The 18,439-nt window shown below is 60.4% G+C and carries 19 protein-coding genes and 1 pseudogene; 1 reads left to right on the forward strand and 19 read right to left on the reverse strand.

Annotated elements, in window-relative coordinates; genetic code table 11:
* Positions 1-46 precede the first annotated feature (46 nt).
* From queC to AC1RJ3_RS00715, 5 genes and pseudogenes are all read right to left on the reverse strand, one after another.
* Positions 47-747, reverse strand: a pseudogene (gene queC, locus AC1RJ3_RS00695) (7-cyano-7-deazaguanine synthase QueC).
* Positions 748-970: 223 nt separating this feature from the next.
* Positions 971-1,249: a DUF6953 family protein gene (locus AC1RJ3_RS00700; protein ID WP_493076966.1), complete on the reverse strand. Its 279-nt coding sequence runs from the start codon at positions 1,247-1,249 to the stop codon at positions 971-973.
* 29 nt (positions 1,250-1,278) lie between these two features.
* Positions 1,279-1,590 carry a (2Fe-2S) ferredoxin domain-containing protein gene (locus tag AC1RJ3_RS00705; RefSeq protein WP_493076968.1) on the reverse strand — a complete coding sequence of 104 codons (312 nt, stop codon included), beginning with the start codon at positions 1,588-1,590 and terminating at the stop codon, positions 1,279-1,281.
* 19 nt (positions 1,591-1,609) lie between these two features.
* Positions 1,610-2,506 carry a DMT family transporter gene (locus AC1RJ3_RS00710; protein ID WP_493076970.1) on the reverse strand — a complete coding sequence of 299 codons (897 nt, stop codon included), beginning with the start codon at positions 2,504-2,506 and terminating at the stop codon, positions 1,610-1,612.
* Positions 2,506-3,273, reverse strand: coding sequence for an iron-containing redox enzyme family protein (locus AC1RJ3_RS00715; RefSeq protein ID WP_493076972.1), 768 nt, complete (start codon positions 3,271-3,273; stop codon positions 2,506-2,508). Before AC1RJ3_RS00715 ends, AC1RJ3_RS00710 begins: the two co-directional genes overlap by 1 nt.
* 131 nt (positions 3,274-3,404) lie before the next feature.
* Here AC1RJ3_RS00715 and AC1RJ3_RS00720 point away from each other — a divergent pair, with 131 nt between their 5' ends.
* Positions 3,405-4,328 carry a LysR family transcriptional regulator gene (locus AC1RJ3_RS00720; protein ID WP_493076974.1) on the forward strand — a complete coding sequence of 308 codons (924 nt, stop codon included), beginning with the start codon at positions 3,405-3,407 and terminating at the stop codon, positions 4,326-4,328.
* Between the two features lie 107 nt (positions 4,329-4,435).
* Here AC1RJ3_RS00720 and AC1RJ3_RS00725 read toward each other — a convergent pair whose 3' ends face one another.
* The 14 genes from AC1RJ3_RS00725 to AC1RJ3_RS00790 all read right to left on the reverse strand — a co-directional run bounded on the left by AC1RJ3_RS00725 (position 4,436) and on the right by AC1RJ3_RS00790 (position 18,380).
* Positions 4,436-5,662, reverse strand: coding sequence for a beta-ketoacyl-ACP synthase (locus AC1RJ3_RS00725; protein WP_493076976.1), 1,227 nt, complete (start codon positions 5,660-5,662; stop codon positions 4,436-4,438).
* Positions 5,662-6,390 (reverse strand): 3-oxoacyl-ACP reductase FabG, encoded by a 729-nt coding sequence (gene fabG / locus AC1RJ3_RS00730; RefSeq protein ID WP_493076978.1) that lies wholly within the window; start codon positions 6,388-6,390, stop codon positions 5,662-5,664. The genes AC1RJ3_RS00725 and fabG overlap by 1 nt, the downstream gene beginning before the upstream one ends.
* Positions 6,387-6,866: a hotdog family protein gene (locus AC1RJ3_RS00735; RefSeq protein ID WP_489111254.1), complete on the reverse strand. Its 480-nt coding sequence runs from the start codon at positions 6,864-6,866 to the stop codon at positions 6,387-6,389. Before AC1RJ3_RS00735 ends, fabG begins: the two co-directional genes overlap by 4 nt.
* Positions 6,863-8,059, reverse strand: a complete 1,197-nt coding sequence (locus tag AC1RJ3_RS00740; RefSeq protein WP_103317145.1) for a beta-ketoacyl-[acyl-carrier-protein] synthase family protein — start codon at positions 8,057-8,059, stop codon at positions 6,863-6,865. The genes AC1RJ3_RS00735 and AC1RJ3_RS00740 overlap by 4 nt, the downstream gene beginning before the upstream one ends.
* Complete coding sequence (locus AC1RJ3_RS00745) at positions 8,056-8,541, reverse strand: hypothetical protein (RefSeq protein ID WP_427529344.1); 486 nt, start codon at positions 8,539-8,541, stop codon at positions 8,056-8,058. The genes AC1RJ3_RS00740 and AC1RJ3_RS00745 overlap by 4 nt, the downstream gene beginning before the upstream one ends.
* Positions 8,541-9,281 (reverse strand): class I SAM-dependent methyltransferase, encoded by a 741-nt coding sequence (locus AC1RJ3_RS00750; protein ID WP_493076981.1) that lies wholly within the window; start codon positions 9,279-9,281, stop codon positions 8,541-8,543. Before AC1RJ3_RS00750 ends, AC1RJ3_RS00745 begins: the two co-directional genes overlap by 1 nt.
* On the reverse strand, positions 9,278-10,525 hold the full coding sequence (locus AC1RJ3_RS00755; protein ID WP_054595258.1) for an NAD(P)/FAD-dependent oxidoreductase: 1,248 nt from the start codon (positions 10,523-10,525) through the stop codon (positions 9,278-9,280). Before AC1RJ3_RS00755 ends, AC1RJ3_RS00750 begins: the two co-directional genes overlap by 4 nt.
* Entirely contained in the window at positions 10,512-11,672 is a 1,161-nt protein-coding gene (locus AC1RJ3_RS00760) for a cation:proton antiporter (RefSeq protein ID WP_493076983.1), read from the reverse strand. The genes AC1RJ3_RS00755 and AC1RJ3_RS00760 overlap by 14 nt, the downstream gene beginning before the upstream one ends.
* The gene (locus AC1RJ3_RS00765; RefSeq protein WP_493076985.1) at positions 11,669-14,008 is read right to left on the reverse strand and encodes an MMPL family transporter; all 2,340 of its coding nucleotides are present in this window, start codon (positions 14,006-14,008) and stop codon (positions 11,669-11,671) included. The genes AC1RJ3_RS00760 and AC1RJ3_RS00765 overlap by 4 nt, the downstream gene beginning before the upstream one ends.
* On the reverse strand, positions 13,992-14,660 hold the full coding sequence (locus AC1RJ3_RS00770; RefSeq protein ID WP_493077307.1) for an outer membrane lipoprotein carrier protein LolA: 669 nt from the start codon (positions 14,658-14,660) through the stop codon (positions 13,992-13,994). Before AC1RJ3_RS00770 ends, AC1RJ3_RS00765 begins: the two co-directional genes overlap by 17 nt.
* A 98-nt stretch (positions 14,661-14,758) precedes the next feature.
* Positions 14,759-15,184 carry an acyl-CoA thioesterase gene (locus AC1RJ3_RS00775; protein ID WP_019691416.1) on the reverse strand — a complete coding sequence of 142 codons (426 nt, stop codon included), beginning with the start codon at positions 15,182-15,184 and terminating at the stop codon, positions 14,759-14,761.
* Positions 15,177-16,721: an HAL/PAL/TAL family ammonia-lyase gene (locus AC1RJ3_RS00780; RefSeq protein WP_054595261.1), complete on the reverse strand. Its 1,545-nt coding sequence runs from the start codon at positions 16,719-16,721 to the stop codon at positions 15,177-15,179. The genes AC1RJ3_RS00775 and AC1RJ3_RS00780 overlap by 8 nt, the downstream gene beginning before the upstream one ends.
* Positions 16,702-17,649 (reverse strand): lysophospholipid acyltransferase family protein, encoded by a 948-nt coding sequence (locus tag AC1RJ3_RS00785; RefSeq protein ID WP_054595262.1) that lies wholly within the window; start codon positions 17,647-17,649, stop codon positions 16,702-16,704. The genes AC1RJ3_RS00780 and AC1RJ3_RS00785 overlap by 20 nt, the downstream gene beginning before the upstream one ends.
* Positions 17,646-18,380 (reverse strand): glycosyltransferase family 2 protein, encoded by a 735-nt coding sequence (locus tag AC1RJ3_RS00790; protein WP_054595263.1) that lies wholly within the window; start codon positions 18,378-18,380, stop codon positions 17,646-17,648. The genes AC1RJ3_RS00785 and AC1RJ3_RS00790 overlap by 4 nt, the downstream gene beginning before the upstream one ends.
* Between the last annotated feature and the right edge of the window lie 59 nt (positions 18,381-18,439).

Genomic DNA, 18,439 nt, shown 5'->3' on the forward strand with positions numbered 1-18,439 from the left:
GAAGGAGATAAGACTGTTACTAATGCATCCCCCTGCTCAAGGGTAGCTATTTTAATTCTAGTTTGTCTTTTGGATTGTTCATGATCTCCGTTCTGTTTTCCAGATACTCATTCAATTTTTTTGCACAAAGATTACAGGCGTCACAGTCGGCACACCCACTTCCCTGTAGTCCGTTGTAGCAAGACAGTGTGTGGTAGCGAATCAAGTCCAGTTGGTTATGGTAGTCGGCCAAAGCCCAGGTTTCCGCCTTGTTCAACCACATAAGCGGAGTTTCAATGCGCAACTTATAATCCATGCCCAATTCGATGGCATTATTCAAAGACATTTACAAATGTATCCCGACAATCTGGGTAGCCAGAAAAATCAGTTTCACAAACACCTGTAATTACAGTTTGAGCGCCCACTTGATACGCATAAATAGAAGCCAAGGTTAAAAAAACAGAATATTCCTGCCGGGTACGAACGTGCTTGGCAGACCGTCCCCGGAACTGTCTATGGTTGGGGCTGAATGTTGTCCCGGATTAAGCTGCTGATGGCCAATTCATTCAGCAATGAAGCGTCCAGTACTTTGTGCACCGTCACGCCAAGCTTTTTCGAGAGCTGTTGCGCCACATCAATTTCCGCGCGATGGCGCTGGCCATAATCAAACGTAATGCAGTGTATTTCATCGTAAATAGTCAGTGCATGGATCAAGCAGGTTGTTGAGTCTTGCCCACCGCTGAAAACGATAACGGCCTTTTTAGTCATGGTTCATTCTTTCTTGGGGTGTTCGGGGCACTGACCCTAGCGCGAAATTCTAATTCCTGCTGTGGGACGCTTCCGAAATTGTGTACTTCGCTTTCCAATGTTTCATTTTTTGCCAAGGTGTCATTAGTGTTTCAACCCCGGTAACGCCTGAACAGAGTGATTTGCACTCAGATATTACGCGAGGTCATGAATCACGCCGCATGGTATCGGTCGGGATAGCTTTTCAGCGGCTCACGCGTATGTCGGCCGGATCTTGTGCGGTTCTTGGCCTCCATAGTTGAAAGCTTCGGCTCCATACCACGAACTCAGCAGTCAGTGCTTTAAAGGCTTCGAGAATCGGCTTGTTCACGGCCCAGTTGCCGTGGCGATTTTGGTACACATGAGCTTCGCCGAACATCAGACGGATTTCCCGCGCGGCGACAGCTTGCGGCAGATAGTCTTGTTTACGGTATTCGGCCAGCATCCATTGTGCGATGCGCATGTCTTCATCTGTCCAAGTCACGACGCGGATTCCTGGTGAGGCCCCTTGGGTCACAATTGCTGATCGGGACGGAAGAGGTGTTGATCGAGAATGCGTTCAACCTGTTGCGGCGTCGTGCACGAGAACCACAGGTTAGCTGGGTAAATCACCATGACCGGGCCGTTGTCGCAGCGGCCCAGGCAGCCCGATGCGTTGGCGCGCGATGTTCCTGGCTCACCCATTTTGGCGAGTTTGCGTTTTGCTGCACTGAGCAGTTCATGGGCGCCTGAGCCCGAGCAACTACGGTGGCCATCGGGGCGCAAGTTGGTGCAAATCAGCACATGGTGCTCATAGGCCAAGATCGGATTTTGTGTGTCATTCATAGGTGGTCACGACCGCTGTTCAAACGTTGTCGGCAGGCACTGCGACTTTCGATGGTTCCAGATTGAGGGCGAGTACGCTCATCAGCACAATGACCATTCCGACGATCACCATGGCCGAAGGGCGTTCGCTCAGAACCAGTGAGGCCATCAACATGGCTGTGGGCGGTATCAGGTAAAGCGAAATGGAAGCGCGACTCACATTGCTGTGCGCCAGTACGTATGCCCAGGCGAGGTACGCAAGGGCACTGGGGAAGATGCCCAGAATGAGTACCGCCAGATTGACCGAGGTTGAGGCATTTTGCGCTGCGCTCCACAGCCCTGGGACATATACAAGCAGCAGTACCGTGCCCGACCAGATGGTGTAACACACCATCGTCAGCCCGTCATAACGATAGGAATGGCGTTTTTGCAAAGCGAAATACAGACTCCATGAAAACGCCGCCAGCAGGATCAGCAGCCCGTGTGCGTCCAGCTCACCAAAACCACGGTCCCCGGTGACTACCACAGCGGCGCCGAGCAGGCCGCACAGCACACAGATCCATTGCCAGCCGTTGACCCGATCCTTGAACGCGAAATGCGCCAATAACGTGCTGAACAGCGGCGTGGATTGTGCCAGTACGCTGGCGGCCCCAGCGCTAACACCTCGTTGGCCGTAGTTGAGGGCTATGTGATGCAGGCTGACAGCAAAAAATCCCAGCACCGCCAGCAGCGGCAGGTCTTTCAGGCGTGGCAGGGAAATACGCATCACAGATGCGACTCCGGCCATGAACGTTGAGGCGATGAGGAATCGCATCAGTGCGAGATGACCGGGTTCGTAAGCCTTTAGTCCGATGTGGATTCCAATGGGGGAATAGGCCCAGCAAAGAATTACAAATATCGCCGCCAACGTGATTTTTAAGCTGGGCCTTGTATTCATCAAATCGTCATCTTGGAAGCAACACGACTTTGCACGCTGGGCATGGCACGAGCTATTCCGTTCCAGTATTGCTCAGTGATGTCCAGGAAGCGGTTGAACGAAGCGCGGACTTCCTCTATGTGCTGGTCGGTGGTGCATTCCTGGGTGGCGGCTTTCACGGCCTGGATTTTGTGTTCTTTTTCCGCATCCCCGATGTGGATGTAGAAATACTCGCAGTGTTCATGAAAGTCGTCGTTATTGGCATACAGGTGCTGATAGTTGCGCGCTCCTTCGTACAAACGGGTGAGCATCGAATAGGCCAGCCACTCCTGAGCCAATAATGTGCCGAGCACATGGCGCGGATTGTTGTGGCCACCGTCGGTGTAAAGACTCAATTGTTCGCGACTAAACGTATGGGTACTTTCCAACACAGGCAAGGCCATGAGTTCGTCCATGCTGTATGGCCGATCAGCAAGGCGGCTGAGAAGGTCGATCAGATAACATTCCAGCAGGGCAAGGTGGGCCTTTTCCGGGTTACCGTAGCCCATTTCGGAGTACAGGTTTTTGACGATTTCGACCTGAGCATACAAGTCGTCCGTGCCCACAAATGACAGGGCAACCATACGAGAAGTCTGCGTCGTACGGGCCAGGTAGTTTCGGGCGAACACCTCAACGTCGCCGAGGGAGAGTGTGCCTCCCATCCATCGTTGGAAGAACGTGTTATTCAAGGCTTTATGAGTGAACACGCTTTCGGCGAGGCATTGGATTTTGCGCTGAGATAACTCCATGAGAACTCCTGTTCATCGGGGAAGTGAAGGCGCGATAGCATCCGTGCAACGTGCGCCGGTTGAAGTATCAAAAACACGCAGCCTCACTACAAGTGACTTAAACTGACCCATGCATTCACTTTGGGTGAGCTATGGAACTGTCCCAACTGCGCATGTTCAAGACGGTTCACGACTTCGGCAGCATTGCGCGCGCCGCCGAGTTGCTGCACTGCGTGCCGTCCAATATCACTGCACGCCTCAAGTCCCTGGAGCGTGAGCTCGGCACACCGCTGTTTTTCCGCGATGGTCGAGGATTGCGGATCACTCCTGCCGGGGAGGTGTTTCTCGAGTACGCGACGAAAATCCTGTGTTTGGCTGATGAGGCCCGGCGCGCGGTAGCGCCTACCAATGCGCCTGGAGGTCCCCTGCGTATTGGCGCCATCGAGTCTAGTGCTACGGGACGGTTGCCCCGGTTATTGGCCAAGTACCATGCGCTGTACCCGCAGGTGTCGCTGGAGTTGAGCACCGGCACCTGGGCTCAACTGCTGGACGATACTCAGCATCACCGGCTTGATGGGGTGATCGTGGCGGTGAACATTGAACGCCCCGGTCTCAAGCGTGCAGTGATCTACCGTGAAGATTTAGTGCTCATCGCATCCGCGTCGCATGGGCCTTTACGCAAGGCAGCGGATTTACAAGGTAAGGAAATTTTCATGTGGCCCCCCGGCTGTCCGTACCGGTTGGCACTGGAGCAGTGGCTGTTGCGCCATGATCAGGTGTTGCCGATCGTCAGCATTGCAAGCTATGGCACCATAGTGGGCTGTGTCAGTGCTGGTGCCGGCGTTTCGCTGGTTCCTCGCGGGATTTATGAGCAATACCGTCACAGTGCGGGTTGGCAAGGATATGAATTCCCGGACCTGACGAGTATCGACAACCTGTTTTACTGGCATGAAAACGCAGGTCGACACCCAGCTCGGGAAGCGTTTTTGGCACTACTGCAGACAGAGTTCGAGGGCCCAACGGCGTTGGAAGGGGACATCGATACGACGCAGCCCCCTGCAAAACCCGCGTCTTGAATGACTGAGCCTTCGCCAAATCCCCCTCAACGCAATCCCGTCCATGTTCGCCTCGGCGTGACATTTATAGGTCTTGGTATCGGGGGGCTTGAGCTTGAAGTTTTAAGTTACGACCAACGCCGAAAGATCAGCGACGTATTAACCCCACCAAAGGCAAAGTTGTTGTTCATCACGTACTGGCAGCTCATCTCACGGAACTCGCCGCGCAGGTAGTCCAGTTCGCCGCAGCGTGGATCGATGTCGTCGAGGTTGAAGGTGTGCACGTACTCGTCGCTGTTCATCATTTCGATGCTGAACCAGGACTCCAGTGCACCGCAGGCGCCAAGGGTGTGACCGAGAAAACTCTTCTGCGAGCTGATGGGCATGTGGCTGCCGAACAGGCTGTTGGTGGCCAGGGTTTCCGCGATGTCGCCTTGCTCGGTGGCGGTGCCGTGGCCGTTCACGTAGCCGATGGCCGATGGCTCCAGGCCTGCGTCTTCGAGTGCCAGCTCCATGGCCCGGCGCATGGTGGTTTGCTCTGGGCGGGTGGCGTGCTGGCCGTCGGCGTTGCTGCCAAAACCAACGATTTCGGCGTAAATGTGCGCACCGCGGGCCAGCGCGTGTTCGAGTTCTTCGAGTACCAGCATGCCGCCGCCTTCACCGATCACCAGGCCATCGCGTGCACTGTCGTAAGGCCGTGGGCTGGTTTTCGGGGCGTCGTTTTTCAGGCTGGTGGCGTAGAGCGCGTCAAACACCATGGCTTCGGTCGGGCACAGCTCTTCGGCGCCGCCGGCGAGCATCAGCGGCAGGCGGCCGAACTTGATCGCCTCGTAGGCATAACCGATGCCCTGGCTGCCACTGGTGCAGGCGCTGGAGGTCGGGATCAAGCGCCCGGTGAGGCCAAAGAAAATGCTGATATTGGCCGCTGTGGTGTGCGGCATCATCCGCACGTAGGAGTTGGCGTTCAGGCCTTCAGCCACCGAATTGAGCAGCATCTTGCCGAAGGCTTTTATCTCCTCGGTACTGCCGGTGGATGAGCCGCAGGATACGCCCATGCGGCCGTCCTTGATCGACTCGTCACCGAGCAGGCCGGCATCGGCCAATGCCTGTTCTGCCGCGCCGACCGCCAGCCGGGAAACCCGGCCCATGCTGCGCAACTGCTTGCGGGTCCAGTGGCTCGGGACGATGAAGTCATCGATGGGACCGGCCAGACGCGTGTTCAGTTCGATGAAACGATCCCACTCGTCCATGCGGCGGATGCCACTGCGATTGGCCTTGAAATTAGCGCGAATGGTCTCCCAGTCGCTGCCCAACGAGGTGATGCCGGCCATGCCGGTGACGACGACACGTTTCATCAGCACAGGCCTCCGTTGACGGCCAGCACCTGTCGGGTGATATAGCCCGCTTCGGCGGACATCAGGAAATTCACCGCGCCGGCCACCTCTTCAGGGGTGCCCATGCGTTGTGCGGGAATCATTTTCAGCAGTTCATCAACGGGGACGTTTTCGTCGAGCATCGCGGTGTCGATCAGCCCCGGCGCAACGCAGTTGACGGTGATCTTGCGCTTGCCCAGTTCGATCGCCAGGGCCTTGGCGGCGCCGATCAATCCGGCCTTGGAGGCGCTGTAGTTGACCTGCCCACGGTTACCAATCAACCCGGAAACCGAGGTGATGCACACGATCCGCCCGGCGGCGCGACGGCGAATCATCGGCATCATCACCGGGTGCAACACGTTATAAAAACCGTCGAGGTTGGTGCGCATCACCACGTCCCAGTCGTCCTCGCTCAGGGCCGGGAAGGCGCCGTCGCGGGTCAGGCCGGCGTTGAGCACCACGCCGTAATAGGCGCCGTGGGTTTCCACGTCGGCTTCCAGATGGGCCTTGCAGCTGGCACGATCCGACACGTCGAATTGCAGGATGCGCGCACGGCGGCCCAATGCTTCGATTTCGGCCTGAACGGCTTCGGCGTCGCTGCGACCGCTACGGCAATGCAGCACCAGATCAAAGCCGGCCTGGGCCAGGCGTAGTGCGATGGCGCGGCCGATGCCACGGCTGGAACCGGTGACCAGTACGGATTCAGTCAAGACTGGACTCCAGTAGTGCTAGAAGAAGAGTGGGATTCATGTAGATAGTGAGCCGCCTGAGGTGGGCAGAACACATTCAGACGGGCCGTGGCATGAATGCCGGGTGCCGTCAGGTGGCATTCGAAAACGCCCATGCCGTTGTCGTCTTCGAGCGAGCGCAGGGCGTGGATCGTCAACTCGCTGCCGAGCGGAAAGTGTTCCACATTACATTCAAATTTACGCGTACCGAGCAGGAAACCAAGCTCAACCGGATTGCCTCGCTCGCGTGCGCGACAGCCGGCGTACGCTGCCACGCTTTGCGCCATCAGCTCGATACCGACCCAGGCCGGCAAACTACCGTCGGGCTGGTTGAACAGGCCACCGGGCTTGACGGTGAGGCGGGTGTGAATCTGTTCTTCGTCGAACGACAGCACGTGATCGATAAGGATCATGTCACCCGCGTGGGGCAGCAGTTCGGCGAGAGGCCAATCAATCATTGGGCGTCTCCGATAATCAGGCTGACGTTGTTGCCACCAAAGGCAAAGGAGTTACTCATCAGGCAACGTGCAGTGCTTGGTTCCAGGCGATCAGCAGCGGTCACAAAACTCAGCGCTGGCAATTGCGGGTCAGGCTGGCCGTCCCAGACCTGTGGTGGCAGCGCGTGTCGGGTGTTGTCGCGGCTCAGGCTCAGCCAGCAGAACGCCGCTTCCAGCGCCCCGGCCGCACCGAGGGTGTGGCCGGTCATGGGCTTGGTTGAAGAGCAGGGCACGCCTGCCGGGAACAGGCTGTTGACGGCCAGGCTTTCCATGGCGTCGTTGTGTTGGGTGGCGGTGCCGTGCAGGTTCAGGTAGTTGATCCGCTCAGGCGCTAAACCGGCGCTGCGCAGGGCCTTGTTCATCGCTTGCAGGGCACCGCGCCCGCTGGGTTCCGGGGCGGAAATATGGTGCGCATCGGAGCTGGCGCCGCTGCCCAGCAGGGCAATCGGTTGGCTGCTGCCGAGGTGTTTGCTCATCAAGAAAAGTACCGCCGCTTCACCGATGTTGATGCCGTTGCGATTGACCGAGAACGGATTGCAGCGCTGCTCGGACACTGCATCCAGCGCCGAAAAACCGTTGAGGGTCAGTTTGCACAGACTGTCGACGCCGCCACACAGCACCGCATCACACATGCCCATGTCGAGCAGTCGCTGAGCACTCATCAATGCGCGGGCACTGGAGGTGCAGGCCGTAGAAATCACATAGGCCGGGCCGCTCAGTTGCAGCCAGTCGGCGAGGAAGTTCGCCGGGGCGCCAAGTTCCTGTTGTTGGTAGTCGTATTCTGGCGGGAACTGACCGTCCCGCAGGTAATGGGCAATCCCGCGACTGGCTTCGTCGATGCCCGAGGTGCTAGTGCCCAGGACGATGCCGATGCGTCCACGGCCATAGGTCTGAATGGCCTGTTCGATGTCTTCGCGGATTTGCAGCGCGGCGTCCAGCAGCAACTGATTGTTGCGGGTGTTGTGCTGCTTCAGTGCAGCCGGGATCGCGGGCAACTCACCGTGTACCGCCGCCACCGGCAGCGAACGTTCAGGCACCCAGCCGGCCTCGACACGGATTCCCGAGCAGTCGCCGGCAAACAGCTTGCGGGCCACTTCGTGTTTGTTGCGGCCCAGGCTGCAGATCAGCCCGAGGGCGTTCAGGTAGGCCGTCATGGCGCAGTCTCGGCGGTCAGCGGGGTAACGTGATAGTTCAGCTGTTCGGGCAGCGTCAGCACGAAGTCCGACGGGGTTCGATACAGCACCTGCCAGTGTGGCGTCAGCGAGCGTAAAGCCGCGTGATGCCGGGCGGCAGGATAATTATTGAGCAACTCGGCCTCCGGTGTCAGGGCGAATAACAACGCTGCAAACAACTGGCGCGCTTCCGGGTTGGGCGGCAGCAAGCCGTCGGCCTGCCACTGGTTGTCGATCAGGCGCTGGCGAGCCACCGGAATGCCCAATGGGTCCATCAGCGACCAGCGAATACCGGCACCTTCGCGCTGGATCACCAGCAACCAGTCCTGGCGCTGATCGGCCCGTTGCCGCTCGACATGCAATTGCAGCGGCAAGGCCAGTGTCGGGTTGCGCTCGGGCAGCGGCGGCTGGCTGGCGCAAGCGCTCAGCAGCAAGGCACAGCACACGAGCAGGAGGCGAATCATTAGTGCTTACCTTCGAGCGGTTTACGGGCAACCACGTTGACCAGGGTTTCTTCCCGTTGGCCAACCGGTTTTGGGCGGCGCAGTCCAAAGCGTTCGAGCAAACCAAAATCCTTCGCACGACTCCACCACAGATAAGGGTAGGACACGTTTTGCGGGCCGAATTCAAAACCCTGCTGGCGAATCATCTGCAAATACCCGTCGGCGCTCTTTTGCACGTGCATCGGGTGGCGGAACAACCAGCGAATCACCCAGGTGTCGATGTAGGCTTCGGTGGACTCGGCAAACATCAGATAGCCGCCCGGCTTGAGCACCCGATAGAACTCGGCGAGGGCTTGCTCCTGTTCCACCAGGTGGTGGAAGGTCTGGTGGCAGAACAGCAAATCGACGCTGGCGTCCGGCAGCTTGAGGGTCGCGCAATCGCTGCCGATCAGTTCGACGTCGATGTTCTGGCGCTGCGCCTCTTCGCCGCTGAGCATCAGGCTGTGCGGGTCGGCGTCGAGGCCGATCAGCCGTTGCGGGGCAAACACCTGATGCAGGTACTGGAACGACTTGCCCTGACCGCAACCGGCATCCAGCAGCACCGGATGGCTGGGCAGTGCTTCGCCGAACAAGCTGCGCAGGTCGTTGATTGCCACTCGCAGCACGTGGTGCTGCCAGGTGAAGCTGCGCAGGAACCAGAACCCGAAGCGGGTTTCTTCGACGTAACTGTCGCTGAGGTACTGTTGTTCGGTGTCACTCACGTTGCATCACTCGCACAAATCTCCGAGAGCATGCGCAACCGGCGCTTGGGTTCGCTGACGAACGGATTGCGTTCGTCCCAGGCGTAACCGGCGAGGATCGCGCTGATCATGCGGCGGATCTCCGGAGCGCTGCCAGGGTGGTAGATCACATCCTGGAAGGTCCCGGCATACCAACCTTCGACGTAGCAGCGGAAGGTGTCGACACCGCGCTTCAGTGGCACGGCAAACTCGCGTTGCCAGTCCACGCTTTCGCCTTGCAGTTGGCGATGCAGAACGCCGGCGGCCATGCTCGCCGAACGCATGGCGATGGTCACGCCGGAGGAAAACACCGGATCGAGGAACTCTGCGGCGTTGCCGAGCAAGGCGAAGCCCGGGCCGTGCAAGGTTTTGACGTTGGCCGAGTAGCCGCCGATGGTCCGCGCGGGCGTGTCCCAATGGGCGTTTTTCAGCACCTTGGCCAAGCTCGGGGTTTCGGCGATGAAGCCTCGCAGGCATTCGTCGAGATCGTCGCCGCGGCCGTCGAAGTGTTCGGCAGCAGCAACCACGCCCACCGAGCAGCGACCCTGGCTGAACGGGATGGTCCAGAACCAGATGTCGCGCTGGGTCGGGTGGGTGGTGATGAGGATCTTTTCACGGTCGAAGTGCGGGCCGTCGATGTGGTCTTCGATGTGGGTGAACACGGCCTGGCGCAGCGGGAAGTTCGACGGTGCTTCAAGGTCGAGCAGGCGCGGCAAGACGCGGCCGTAGCCGCTGGCATCGAGCACGAAATCGGCTTCCAGGCGGTATTCGCTGCCGTCTTCACGGCGAGCGCTGAGCTGGGGTTTCGCCCGCTCGAAGTTGGCACTGATGATCGTCTCGCCGTAACGGATTTCCACCCCTTGCAGCGCTGCCTGATCGGCCAGCAGTTTGTCGAAATCAGCGCGCTGGACCTGAAAGGTGGTCGGCTTGCCGTTACTGAAGGTGTCGCCGAAATCGAACGTGCTGTAGCGCTCGCCCCAGGCGAACGCTGCGCCGTTTTTCAGCTGGAAGCCGGCGGCTTGTACCGCTTCGAGCATGCCGGCTTCTTCGACGAAATCCAGGCAGTGCGAGAGCAGGCTTTCGCCGATCGAAAACCGCGGGAAGTGCTGACGTTCAATGATCAGCACGTCATGGCCGTTACGCTTGAGCAGCGCGGCGGCGATGGCGCCCGATGGGCCGGCACCGATGACGATGACCTGGCGACGTTCCGTATCAACTGTTGGCACTGGAGCTCCTGGCCGGGGCGGCGAGCGGTGAGGGGATTCGGTGCACGCCGGCGAGTGCCGGCAGCAGTGTTGCGATCAAACCCATCAGCATCAGCGCGAAATACAGCGCGGGACTGATCAGCTGTTGTTGCAGCAGCAGATTGAGAAAGACGATCTCGCTCAAGCCGCGAATGTTCAACAGCAGACTTTCGCGCCAACGGTTGGCGCCGACAAACGATGTTCCGGCCCAACCGAGGCCGAGCCAGTTACCCAGCAGTTTGCTGGCGATAGGAAACACCAGCAGCGCACCGAGCTGCATCCAGCTGAGGCTGTCCATGGCGCTGTGCACGTTGATCTGCACAATGCCGAAGGTCAGGATCAGCGGGATTGCGATGCTGTTCTGCAAGCGACTCATCCAGGCTGCCGATAACGGTAGCACCAGCGGTAGCTTGAGGGCAGCCATGCACAACAGATAACCGATGCCGAAAATCAGCGCATTGAGTTTGAAGTGTTCCGCCACCACCAGCAGCGCAAAGAAGCCCAGGCTGTGCAGCAGCGGCTGACGCAACCCGAGCACACGCAGCAGCAACGGCAGGCAGGCGCCGGCCAGCGGCAGCAACAGGCTGCTCAGGTGCAGGCTGCCTTGGGCGAAGGCGAACAGGCTCCAGCAGGTCAGGTCGATGAGGATTGCGGTTTGCACCAGTCGGCGGGTCGCGGTCGGTGGATAGTTGATGTGCCGCAGGTACAGATACAACACCGGGATCGCCGTGATCGCGAACAACAGGCCGACCGCCAGCGAGCTCAACCACGGCTGATCCGGCAGCAACCAAATCGCTGTCGCCAGACCACAGGCGAACGGAATGCCGAAACTCGGCAAGGCGATTTTCAGGCTCTGACGGTCCAGCTTCAGGTCGATCACATCGCTGAGGATATGCCCCAGCAACAGCGCGAAACTCAGGCTGTAGAGGTTTTTCAGCCAGCCCGGCGAGACCAGCTCGGCACCGCTCAACTGCCAGTACGGTTCAATCCAGAAATACATCAACAGCGGCAGGCCGAAGGTCGCCAGCAGCAACTGGCTGACAATCGGGATCAAGCCAAAATGACGCCCGACACGCGTCGCCACCGCGAACAGCGCCAAGGCCAGCAGCCAGAACAGCATGGTCATCATGCTGCCGGCTCTACGACGGGCGCGGCATGCGCCGAAGGTTTGGCCCACGGCGCGAGAATGAAGCTGAAGGCCAGGCCGAGGCTCACCGAAAGACCGAAGTTGCTCACCGCCGGGGTGCTGGAAATCGCCAGCAGACCAAACGACAGCCACGTGGTCGCCGCCGCCAGCAGCGTGCCCAACAGGCTCACGGCGGCCCCGCCGATCTGCTCGCGCATGAGGATCGCGTAATCGACACTGATCGCTGTCACCAGCAGCAACCCGAACACGCTGAACAGCGTCAGCGGCTGCCCCAGCCAACCGAGGCTGGCCAGGCTGCACAAGGCCGCCAGTAATGGCAGCGCGACGAGCCGCAGAGCGCCGCCAAAACCGAAGGGCAGAATCAGCAGCAACACGATCAATGCGCAGGACATCAGTTTCAGTTCAGCCGCGCTGATCTGGGTGGCGGCGAAGACCTTGTTCAGGTCGTCCAGACGATCCACCAACTGCACACCCGGCAAGTCCAGCGCTTGCACCCGCAGCAGCGCGGTATCGTTCAAGCCTTGCAGGCTGACCATCGCCGCCACGCCGCCATCCGAGGCGCCCAGCCACAGCGGGCGCCACGGCTCGGCCAAGGGCCCGACCAGCGCTGCGTCGATGTCTTCGACCGGCAAGGCCTGCAACTGCGTCAGTTCGGTTTGCAGTGCGGTGGCCGGGATGCCGAGGTCGAGCAACGGCTGCCAGAATGCCGGGAGTTTATTCAGCGCTTCGCGAACCTGTTGCTGCTCGGAAGGCAGGCTGACCAGTTGGCTCAGCGCCAGGTAGCCTTTGAGCTTGTCCAGATTGACCAACTGATCCAGGCGGTCGCTGAGGGCTTTCTGGCGCTCGAGCAATTGCTGCTGGTTGGCCGCGCGCACCAGGAAGAACTGGCTGGTGGGTTGATAGCCGGTGATCCGCGCAATGGTCTGCGCTTCGTTCATCAATTGCGGCGGCGCACTGACCCACTGACGGATGTCGTTTTTCGTGGTCAGGTGCCACAGGCCGCCCGTACAGAAGGCCAGGACCAACACCAGCAGGACCGAACTGCGTACGCGTTTGAGCAGCGCTGCACGCACGTTCACCAAGAACTCGGCCACCCGCAGCGGCCACTGCGCGGGTCGCAGGTCCGTGCCCTTGAGCAGCGCCGGCAACAAGCACACCGCCGACAGGTAGGCGCCAAGCAGACCGGCGGCAGAGAACACGGCAATCTGGGTCAGCGCCGGGAACGGTGTCCAGGCCAGTGCCAGATAACCGATGCAACTGGTGGCCAGGCTCAGGGTCAGCCCCGGCAAGGTCAGGCGCAGTGCGGGCCAGCTGTGCCAGGGTTTCAGGCTCCAGCTCTTGGACAGGTAATGCAGCGGGTAGTCGACGGCGACGCCGATCAGGCTCGATCCCAGCACCAGGGTCATCACGTGCATATGACCAAACAGTGCGACGCAGGCCACCGCACCAAACAGCATGCCGACCAATACAGGGATGAAGGCCAGCAGCACGCGAAATCTGCGGAACGCCAGCAACAACAGCAACAGGATGCCGACGGTTGCACCACCGCCGACCCAGGTAATTTCGCGGGTCGCTTGCTGTTGACCGTTGGCGGCGTACAGCAGGCCACTGGCGGCGAGTAGTTGCACGTCGGCCTGCGCCGCTTCTTCGCGGCTGTGCTTGAGCAGCTCGGCGACCTTCAGCGGCAGCTGCATGTCGAACGCGTTACCGCTGGTGCGGGCTCGCAGCATGACCCAGCTTTTGCCGTCAGCATCAGCGACCAATGTGCCGCTGCCAATGTCCAGTTGCACTGAACCATGCTGCGGCTGGCTGTTTTGAATGCGTCCGGTCAGGCCCAGCCAGTCGTCCTGGCTCGGCACCAGGCTGAAACCGGTAAAGGGGTCGAACAGCGCTTGTACGCGCTGCTGGATGAACGCTTGCGGTTGTTCGATCAGTTGTTGCCGATCGGCTGCCGAGAGCATCGCCAACCGACCTTGCAACAGCTGTGCGCGCAACGCAGGCAAGTCGGCTTGCAGGTTCCATTGGACTTTCTCGAACAGTCCACTGGCCAGCCATTGTTCGCCGAGCTTCTGCGTCATAGCGATTGCTTGCTCGCGATTAGTGTGGCCGACCAGCACCAGCATTTCGCGGTTCAGCGGTTCTTGCATGCGCTGTTCGGCCTTGAGCTCCAGCGCATCCGGCGCGGTGCCCGGTACCAGATCCATCAGGTTGGCCGACAGCGGTGCGCCGTCGTGCCATTGCCAACCGGCGAGTGCGAGCACCGCCAGCAGCAGGGTCAGAAATAGCCGTGGAAGCCTCCGTTCACTCGGCAAAGTCATGTTGCTCCGCATCGCTCAATGGGGTGGCGCTGGTGGTGTCCTGCATGCGCAAAACGGTGCTGTCGCCCTGGGTTTCCAGCAACTCGATGCGCTGCACCAGTTCACCTCCGTCGATGTTGATCTGATTGAACACTTGCTTGAGCAGCATCGAACGCGGAGTCAGCGTGAGCTTCCAGTGCTGTGCTTCGCCGCTCAACGACAACTCGAAATCCCGTTGCAGCCCGCTGCTGTCACCTTGCAGCACTGCGAGGAAGATGCGGTTCTGCTCGGCGCCGGCACTTTTGCCCGGCAGCATTTGCCAGCCACTGCTGTCACGCCGCGCGATGCCCTTGGTGCTGATCCGGTAATCCTGTTGCAGCGGCGTCTTGAGCAGCCACAGCAAACCGTGATCCTTGGCCAGTACGAACGAGCCCTTGCTGGTCAGTGGTTGCGGCAGGGCACGCAGGTGTTTTTCCTGAATGAAACTGCCGTGGATCACGCTGGGTTTGGCCAGTTGAGCGCTCAGCTGTTGCAGGTCGAAGGCGTTAGCCAGCGATGAAAAACCAAGCAGCGCTATCAGTATCACCACAACCTTGTAGCCGCAGCGTGTGGCGAGGGCGCTTGCTCCCGCTGGAGTGCGCAGCAATCCCCAACCCAGACGACGGCATTTCATCGGGGGGATCGAGTCGTCAGATTTACGGGTGCTGCGCGCCCGAGCGGGAGCAATCTCCCTCGCCACAGGGCAGTCATCAAGTCGATGGGTGCTAAAGGTCATGGCAACATCCTCTCGACCGCATCGGTAAACACCTTGGGCGACGCCAGTTGCATCTCGCGGCTGGCGACGTGCACGGCAACCTGCACCGAGCTGGCGCGGGTCAGGCGTTCACCGGTGGCGAGGTCGCTGATCAGGTAGCTGATCTTCAGGCGATTTTCCCATTCCACCAGACTGGCGCGCACGTTGAGCGTCTGGCCGAACACCGCGCCGCGCACATAACGCAGTTGCAGGTCGATCACCGGCCACGCGTAGCCGGATTCCTGCATGGCGGTGTAGTTGTGGCCGAGCTGGTCGAGCAGGGCGCAGCGGGCAACTTCCAGGTACTTCACGTAATGGCCGTGCCAGACCACGTTCATCGAATCGACGTCGAAGAACGGCACGAGGATTTGCGTATCGGCGTGAAGCACTCCCTTGCTACGCATGCAGCCTCCAGTGTTGTTCGGCGATGCGTTGCAGGCACAGGCGCAATTCACCTTCCAGGGCGCGGTCTTCAATGACCGGCGCAAAATCCTTGGCGAGCTCTGCGTGCATCGCCGCCAGCGCCGGCGGCAATGGCCGGGCGTCTTCTGCCTGGCTGCGCAACCAGACCCCTTGATTGGCCGCCAACAGGGTCGCGGCGGCAACCTGTTCGGTCAGCTCCAGCACGCGGATCGCATCGCGGGCAGCGATGGTGCCCATGCTCACTTTGTCCTGGTTGTGGCATTCGGTGGAGCGTGAGAACACGCTGGCCGGCATGGTGTTTTTCAACGCTTCGGCGGTCCAGGCGCTGGTGCCGATCTGCACCGCTTTAAAGCCGTGGTTGAGCATCGCGCGCTCGGCGCTGGCGCCCGACAGGTTGCTCGGCAAACCGTGGTTGTAGCGTTCGTCCACCAGCAGCGCGAGCTGACGGTCGAGCAGGTCGGCAACGTTGGCGACGAGGTTTTTCAGGCTGTCCATGGCGAAGGCAATGTGCCCGCCGTAGAAGTGCCCGCCGTGCAGCACGCGTTCGGCTTCGGCGTCGATGATCGGGTTGTCGTTGGCGCTGTTGAGTTCGATCTCGATGAACGAACGCAGCCAGTTCAGGCTGTCGGCCAACACGCCGAGCACATGCGGCGCGCAACGCAGCGAATAGCGGTCTTGCAGACGATGCAGCGGCGCGGTCGGGGCGTCGATTGCCAGATCCTTGCGCAACCACGCGGCCACTTGCATCTGGCCCGGGTGCGGCTTGGTGGCGAACAGGCGCTCGTCGAAGTGCTCCGGGTTACCTTGCAGGGCAACCACGTTCAGCGCAGTGATGCGCGTCGCCAGTTGCAGCAGGTAGTCGGCACGGGCGTAAGCCAGGCAGGCGAGGCCGGTCATTACCGCCGTGCCGTTCATCAGCGCCAGCGCTTCCTTGGGGCGCAGCACCAGCGGCTCCCAGCCGAGTTCGCGATGGACGTCGGCAGCCTGCCGGCGCTCGCCCTTGAACAGCACTTCGCGCTCGCCGGACAAGGTCGCGGCAACGTATGACAGCGGTGTCAAATCGCCGCTGGCGCCCACCGAACCCTCTTCCGGGATCAGCGGCAGAATGTCGTGTTCGAGGAAGGCGTGCAGGCGCTCCAGCAGCTCGATGCGAACCCCGGACACGCCGTGGCACAGCGACTGCAAACGCGCCGCAAGCACCGCGCGGGTCGCCTGGGCGTCGAGCAGTTTACCCAGGCCGCAACCGTGAAAGGTGTACAGATGACGCGGCAGCGCTTCGACATGATGCAGCGGCACCGCGACCACGCAGGAATCGCCGTAACCGGTGGTCACGCCGTAGATCACGCCTTCCTTGTCCAGCAACGAATCGAGAAACCGCGCGCCCTTGGCGATGCGTTCACGGTATTCGCTGTCGTTTTGCAGTTGCACGGGCGCCTGACGGTTGGCCAGGGCCAGCACGTCTTCGATGCGCAAAGGGAGTTCGCCGAAGGTTACCGGCTCAAGCAGATGCGTCGTCATCGGTCTTCCAGAATGGGTAAAAGTTGAACCATTGTTGGGGCGCTTCAAGGCAGCACTGGCCGAGGCGTTCGGCATAGCGCGTGGCCCAGTGGTGAATCACTTGCTCGCGGTCGCTGCGCTTCCATACCACCGCATCGGTGAAGGGCTCGATGATCAGTCGATAGTCACCGGCTGGTTTCTTCAGGCACATCAGAAAATTGACCGGGCACTTCAACAGGCCGGCCAGCAGCCACGGACCTTGGGGGAACGCGGCCGGATGACCGAGGAAGTCCACCGTCACGCTGCGCCCGCCGTGCAGCGGCACGCGGTCGCCGGCAATCGCCAGCCACTCGCCGCGTTCCAGGCGCTGGCTCAGTTGCAGCATGATCACCGGGTCCAGTTCGCTGACCTGGATCAGCCGCAGATTGGTCGCGCCGGCTTCGCCCAGCAGGCGATTGAAACGCTCGGCGTGCTTGGTGTGCACCAGCACGTTCATGGTGACCCTTTCACCGAGTTCGGCGAGGGCCCGGCAGACTTCGAGATTGCCCAGGTGAGCGCCCACCAGCATCTGCCCGCGTGAGCCGCGCAATTGATTGCGCAACAGCGCCGGGTCGATGATTTCGATCTGTTCGATGCTCAACTTGCCGTTCCACACGTCGAGCTTGTCGAGCATGGAGTCGGCGAAGGCCATGAACTGGCCAAACACCCGCCAATGAGACGGGCGCAATTCGCTGCGGCCGCTCCAGTCGGCCAGGTGCTGCTGGTATTGCCAGGCGCTGTGGCGGGCGCTGCGACCGAACAGGAAAAAGTACAAGACGATGCCGTACAGCAGCGGGCTCAACAGCCGACGCCCGAGCACTTTTGCGCAGAGTGCGGTGAATTTCATCAGCCAGAAACTGCCGCGTTCCTTGTGATCGGCCCAGTGCTCGTTGTCTGCATTGATGCTCATGTTCGCCACCGTCGCCAAAGAATGACCGGCGCCCGTAACAGCATGCCGAAGAACAGGCGGGTGTGCATGCTCGTAATCAGCACATTGTCGCGAAACAGACGAAAATGCGAGACGCCATCCAGGGGGTAGTGAACCTTGGTGTGCAGCCAGCGCATCGGCAGATTGCGCCAGGCCAGGCGCACGATGATGTCAGTGTCGAAGTCCATGCGATTGCCGATCTTCACCGAATTGATCAGCGCCAGCGTCGGCGGCAACGGGTAGAGGCGAAAACCGCACATGGAGTCGCGAATCTGCAACGAAAGGGTGTTGATCCAGACCATCACGTGCGTCAGGTAGCGGGCATACAAACGGCCCTTCGGCACACTGGCGTCGTACAGCGGGTAGCCGCAGATCAGTGCGTCGGGATGGGCGCGTGACTGCTCGATGAAGGTCCGAACGTCACTCAAGTCGTGCTGACCATCGGCGTCCACCTGCAAGGCGTGACTGAAGCCCAGGCGCGAAGCTTCGCGAAACCCGCTCATGACCGCGCCGCCCTTGCCCTGATTGACGGCGAGTTTGATCAGGAAAACCTGGTCGCGCCGGGCCAGTTGCTCCAGTACCGCGGCACAGGCCGGACTGCTGGCGTCATCCACCAGAATGCACGGCAGATGGTTGGCGAGCAGCGCGTCGACCACGTTGGTGACGGCGGCTTCGTGGTTGTAGACCGGGATCACGGCGCAGGGGTTATGCATGTGTTGTCCCTTGCTCGGATTCATTGTGGCGAGGGAGCTTGCTCCCGTTCGAGTGCGAA

It is taken from the genome of Pseudomonas sp. GW822-FHT04C11 (assembly GCF_058800905.1).

Excerpts from the sequence above, each read along its gene's own strand:
- AC1RJ3_RS00765 (WP_493076985.1), bottom strand. The coding sequence starts at position 14,008 with ATGACTTTGCCGAGTGAACGGAGGCTTCCACGGCTATTTCTGACCCTG.
- AC1RJ3_RS00745 (WP_427529344.1), bottom strand. The coding sequence starts at position 8,541 with ATGATTCGCCTCCTGCTCGTGTGCTGTGCCTTGCTGCTGAGCGCTTGC.
- AC1RJ3_RS00760 (WP_493076983.1), bottom strand. The coding sequence starts at position 11,672 with ATGATGACCATGCTGTTCTGGCTGCTGGCCTTGGCGCTGTTCGCGGTG.
- AC1RJ3_RS00725 (WP_493076976.1), bottom strand. The coding sequence starts at position 5,662 with ATGAAACGTGTCGTCGTCACCGGCATGGCCGGCATCACCTCGTTGGGC.
- AC1RJ3_RS00790 (WP_054595263.1), bottom strand. The coding sequence starts at position 18,380 with ATGCATAACCCCTGCGCCGTGATCCCGGTCTACAACCACGAAGCCGCC.
- AC1RJ3_RS00775 (WP_019691416.1), bottom strand. The coding sequence starts at position 15,184 with ATGCGTAGCAAGGGAGTGCTTCACGCCGATACGCAAATCCTCGTGCCG.
- AC1RJ3_RS00770 (WP_493077307.1), bottom strand. The coding sequence starts at position 14,660 with ATGAAATGCCGTCGTCTGGGTTGGGGATTGCTGCGCACTCCAGCGGGA.
- AC1RJ3_RS00735 (WP_489111254.1), bottom strand. The coding sequence starts at position 6,866 with ATGATTGATTGGCCTCTCGCCGAACTGCTGCCCCACGCGGGTGACATG.
- AC1RJ3_RS00740 (WP_103317145.1), bottom strand. The coding sequence starts at position 8,059 with ATGACGGCCTACCTGAACGCCCTCGGGCTGATCTGCAGCCTGGGCCGC.
- AC1RJ3_RS00720 (WP_493076974.1), top strand. The coding sequence starts at position 3,405 with ATGGAACTGTCCCAACTGCGCATGTTCAAGACGGTTCACGACTTCGGC.
- AC1RJ3_RS00785 (WP_054595262.1), bottom strand. The coding sequence starts at position 17,649 with ATGAGCATCAATGCAGACAACGAGCACTGGGCCGATCACAAGGAACGC.
- AC1RJ3_RS00705 (WP_493076968.1), bottom strand. The coding sequence starts at position 1,590 with ATGAATGACACACAAAATCCGATCTTGGCCTATGAGCACCATGTGCTG.
- AC1RJ3_RS00710 (WP_493076970.1), bottom strand. The coding sequence starts at position 2,506 with ATGAATACAAGGCCCAGCTTAAAAATCACGTTGGCGGCGATATTTGTA.
- AC1RJ3_RS00715 (WP_493076972.1), bottom strand. The coding sequence starts at position 3,273 with ATGGAGTTATCTCAGCGCAAAATCCAATGCCTCGCCGAAAGCGTGTTC.
- AC1RJ3_RS00780 (WP_054595261.1), bottom strand. The coding sequence starts at position 16,721 with ATGACGACGCATCTGCTTGAGCCGGTAACCTTCGGCGAACTCCCTTTG.